Source organism: Bacillus sp. P4_D3 (assembly GCF_056401855.1).
On sequence record NZ_JBFUIN010000254.1, the window covers coordinates 1 to 4,584 of the forward strand.

Consider the following 4,584-nt stretch of genomic DNA (forward strand, 5'->3'; position numbering starts at 1 on the left):
AATTAACCCAAAATCAATTCTACAAATTGATTATAACAATAATTTAAAAATTTCTAAATAAAAAAATGATATTTTTCCAAAATTTCTCTTTTAACATAATAACATCATATTATATAATATGAATTTAACTATTTTTTAAAAAAAGGACTGCTAAGCGTTTCTACTTCTATTTAATATTAAAAAGAAAACCTTTTTTACCCAAAATTCAGAATATAACCTTTACAAATTACATACTCATTTTTCTCTTGTTTCTTCGCCCACTTAAAATCGTTTTCTCACTTCAAAGTCATGATTACTTGTCTTTCAACGAAGCCAAAATCTTCGTACATTTCTTTTGCAAAGTTTCCAGCAAATACGTTCAAACGAATCTCTGAATATTTCTCTTGCAACTCCTTAATCCCAGCTTCCATTAATTTTCTTGACAATCCTTTTCCGCGATGCTCTGAAAAGACATACAATTCGTATATAAACCCTAGTTTTTCACGAGAAAAATAGTCGGTATTTTCTCCTATTAATATCCCTCCCATTGCTTTATCTTCTTCTTTAATGACTAAATAATATGCCCCTTTTTCTACTAAAGGTTCTGTAATTTCAATCGCTTTTTCCGTACTTAGTTGACAATTTCCTCTCGTTCCTTCGAAAAGTGATTGAGCTGCATAATGTAATATTTGTTTCGTTTCTTCCTCATCCGCTTTTGTAATCATTCCTTTCTCCTTCCTGCCCTCTAACCATCATTGAAATACCATTTTCAAGACCGTCTGACTCAATTACAATTGCCATCAATCCTTTTTCCGTACTCGTTTCATGTAACTCGCCCTTCGCCCAAAACGCAGCTTGTCCAGCTCCTATCTTCACTTTTTCTTTATCTGATCCGCAAACAAATCCTTCTCCTTGTACAATTAGAAGCAGTTGAGATACAACTGCTTCATGATATCCAATAACTCCATTCGGTTGTAGATGCATAGAACCGATATGTATATTCCCTTGATGTTTTAATATTTTTGACATTATAAAATTAGATTGAAATGYTGATATATGCTCTCCCACTTTTTCACTGAAATCAAAGATTTTCATTTCTGATCCTCCTTATATGTATAAAACCATTCTCACTGTTTGCAGCATATGCCCTTCGAAATCTTCTTCAAATTGCTCTAAAGCCGCAAAACCTTTTGCTTCATAAAATCGTTTTCCTTTTTCATTTTCCGATTCTACATGAATGTACATTTTTCGAATCCCTTTTAACATCGTGATCCCTTTTTGTAACAAAGCTGTCCCTATCCCTTTCCCTTGCTGATCTGGCAACAAATAAATTGCACCTAATTCTGCTTCGTTTTGCAGTCTAATTGGTGAAAAATTTGCAAAGCCAATTACTTCTCCCTCTTCTTCCGCAACGAATAAATGTGTATTTTTAAGACGATATTTCATTTTTTCATCAGAATATGCTTCATCTAAAAAGCTATCTTGAACCTCTCTCGGAATAATTCCTTCGTAAGTATCATGCCAAGCTATTTTTGCTACGTTCTGCACAGCATGAATATCTTCTTGCTTCATTTCTCTAATTACATATGTCATCTCGATGTCTCCATTCTCTTTAAATTATATTCTGCTAATATACTAGAAGAAATGGCAGAACCATTTTCATAATTTACCTTAATTAATTTTAACTTCTCAATCGAAGCTAGTGTAACATCAAACTTTTCATATATATATTCCATTACACTTAAAAATTGATTTGAATCTAACCCATTAGCAATCGTGCAATGCGGAACCCATTTTCCTGGTACGTAATATGACTGTAGATTATCATGAAAAACTTTGAAATAATCATGATAAGAATGATGAAGTCTTAATAACTCATCGGTAATGGTTGGTGCTAGAAAGATCGTTCTATTAGTAGGAAAAGTTCCAACAGAAGGAAAAGTTACAGCAGCAATGTTCTCTTGAAAAACTACAAACTCCTTTAATTTCTCCGTATATAAATTAACATCTAACTCATTATAATCAGCCAATGTAATATGTGGTTCTACTCCGGCTAGTGGATTTGTTCCAATTATATTTGTTAATTCATTTTGCAATTCTCTAATTTTATTAGTGAACACACAATCAAATGTAGCAATAATAGCGTACATGCTTCCTCACCCCTTCGTTACACATAGCACTTCCCATTCTTCACGAATCATTCCCATTCGAATAGAATCATAGTATGTCCCGTTATAATATCGGCATTTTCGCATTCTACCTTCTAAGCTCATTCCTATTTTCTCCGCTACTTTCATCATTCTTTCATTGCCAGACCAAGTTGTGAGCCCAACTCTACCAATCTCCATATTTTCAAATAGCAAATCTCTATATAGTGTTAATGCTTCTGTACCGTAGCCACCATTCCAGTATGCTGGGTCATAAATAACGATTCCCATCTCTAACCAACGCGTCGGTTTATGTTCCCAATAAAAACTTACTGCCCCAATAATTTGACCATTATTTTCCACAATAAGATTTGATAACGGTTCTTCTTTTAAACAAGTTTGCATCTTTTCTTTATAGGACGAGTATCCTTGCATTGAGAACGGGAAGTACGGTGCATTCCATTTTTTCCACTCTGGATTTTCTTCTTTAAATACGAGATTCCATAATGTTTTTATATCTGATTCTTCTATTGTACGAATTGTAACTTTGTTCCCCTTTAATATAACGTTTTGCATAATTTCCTCCTACATCTCTCTTTATTTCATAAATAATTATAATGTTTTTTCTGAAAAATCAAAACAAAAACCCTTTATTATATTGTATACTTTTGTTATAAGATACGAATTATTTATGTTAGTTCGCTAATTTTTTCGAGTTTAATTTAGAAACGGAACTTCGGAAAAATTCAGATGAAGTACGAACTCGTAACATAGTTAATAAAAAATAGGAGGCTATATCCCTCCTATTTTAGCTAAATATTTTATTTCCCTTCTTTTCTATCTCAAGTAGAATCCCTTTCTCTATCCAGCCTTCTACACCGTCTTTTTTTATTAAATCATATCCCATGCAGCTACCATCAATGACAGAAACAATATCCCCTTTTCTAACGCCTATTTGGGCACAAGAAATATCCGTTTTCACTGTATACTCACCTGATTCAAGTTGCTTTATATACTCATTTTTCACATGAAGTAGTTCATTTGTTTCTATTTGTTTACATATAGTAAAATCTTTCATTCTCTCCACAGGCTCTATGTAATAATACGGATATGTAACCCCGCCATGCATTTCTGAATCCGCATTAAAATTTGCTATTACTTCATACTCCGGAAAATAGTCTACATATGTATAAGAAAACGCATCACCTTTAGGTGTCCTCTGAATGATAAATGCGTTTAATTGCCCTGCCTCTTTAATCGCATTTCCTCCATCAATTGCAATAATTTTTTTCTCCTTATCAATAACTGGATTGTTAGACGGCGCTTCTTCAGAATAATTCACAACAGGCCAATGCCCAACTACTACATACTTATTTGTTCTATGTGATTTATTATAAAACTCCGGCATTGCTATCGCATTTTTCCGCTCTGTTTCTTTCCAATCTACTCTATCTTCAAGCCCTGCATGCACAAAGATATAATCCTCTGTTTCAATAGCAGTTGGCAATTTTGTTAACCACTTTATTTCTTTTGAAAAATGACTCATTAATATATTTTTCGCTACACGAATATCAGTCTCTTCATTAACGGAAACGTTCAATTGCTCTAACCATTCATTAAATATTGTATTTTTTCTCGTACATAAATAATTAATTAGCGCAGGGTTCTCATTTACAATCGCTTCAACTACGACTTCACAATTTCCTTCAACAACATGAACATTTGAATTGTTCTCTACAAGATCCTTTACGTAGTTGACTACACCGATGCTATCTCTTCCTTTTTCACAAAGATCACCATTAATAATTAAATAGTCCTCTTCTTTAAAATTCACCTTATGTAATAGTTCCTTAAAGAGTTTTAATTCTCCATGGATATCCGATATTACGATCACTCTAACATTATTAGGGATTACTAATTTCTTTATTTTTTCCACGTATAAACGCTCCTAACATTCTCTAAATTCCATATCACCTTATTATTTTCTAGAATCTATTCGACAAAATACATCATTAGACCTTTTCATAGCTCTTATCTAAATAAAAAATAGGTTCCATATGTTTTTACACACAGAACCTATTTAATATTATAACTCTTTATAAAAAGAATAACTTACTTTATCATACCCTTCTCTTTCATAAAAACGATGCGCATCAACTCTTGGAAACGCTGATGTAAGAACGATAGAACTGCAACCTTTTTCTATTCCCCATTTTTCTATATATGACAGAAGAACTTTACCATACCCTTTTGATCTGTGGGCTTCTGCAGTTACAAGGTCATATACGAAAACATGTTTCTCATTATAAAAATTCGTACAAATCGCTACACCAGCAAGACAAACAACTTCATCATTTTCATTACATAATGAAAGTAGTTTATAATTTTCTTCTTTCATTTTTCGAAATAAAGAACTTGCTTCTTCTTTTGAAAGTTTCGTTCGTAATTGTTGTAATAC

7 protein-coding genes are annotated in these 4,584 nt (G+C 32.6%); all 7 read right to left on the reverse strand.

Annotated elements, in window-relative coordinates:
• Positions 1-275: 275 nt before the first annotated feature.
• The gene (locus AC1DTM_RS18610; protein WP_477000630.1) at positions 276-704 is read right to left on the reverse strand and encodes a GNAT family N-acetyltransferase; all 429 of its coding nucleotides are present in this window, start codon (positions 702-704) and stop codon (positions 276-278) included.
• On the reverse strand, positions 685-1,074 hold the full coding sequence (locus AC1DTM_RS18615; protein WP_477000631.1) for a cupin: 390 nt from the start codon (positions 1,072-1,074) through the stop codon (positions 685-687). The genes AC1DTM_RS18610 and AC1DTM_RS18615 overlap by 20 nt, the downstream gene beginning before the upstream one ends.
• 12 nt (positions 1,075-1,086) lie before the next feature.
• Positions 1,087-1,572 carry an N-acetyltransferase family protein gene (locus AC1DTM_RS18620; RefSeq protein WP_477000632.1) on the reverse strand — a complete coding sequence of 162 codons (486 nt, stop codon included), beginning with the start codon at positions 1,570-1,572 and terminating at the stop codon, positions 1,087-1,089.
• The gene (locus tag AC1DTM_RS18625) at positions 1,569-2,129 is read right to left on the reverse strand and encodes a 2'-5' RNA ligase family protein (RefSeq protein WP_016104644.1); all 561 of its coding nucleotides are present in this window, start codon (positions 2,127-2,129) and stop codon (positions 1,569-1,571) included. The genes AC1DTM_RS18620 and AC1DTM_RS18625 overlap by 4 nt, the downstream gene beginning before the upstream one ends.
• Before the next feature lie 6 nt (positions 2,130-2,135).
• A complete protein-coding gene (locus AC1DTM_RS18630) occupies positions 2,136-2,702 on the reverse strand; it encodes a GNAT family N-acetyltransferase (protein ID WP_016104643.1) in 567 nt (188 codons plus the stop codon).
• Positions 2,703-2,934: 232 nt separating this feature from the next.
• Positions 2,935-4,062 (reverse strand): metallophosphoesterase, encoded by a 1,128-nt coding sequence (locus AC1DTM_RS18635; protein ID WP_088098993.1) that lies wholly within the window; start codon positions 4,060-4,062, stop codon positions 2,935-2,937.
• 150 nt (positions 4,063-4,212) lie between these two features.
• On the reverse strand, positions 4,213-4,584 hold a 372-nt coding region (locus AC1DTM_RS18640), incomplete at its 5' end, for a GNAT family N-acetyltransferase (RefSeq protein ID WP_477000633.1).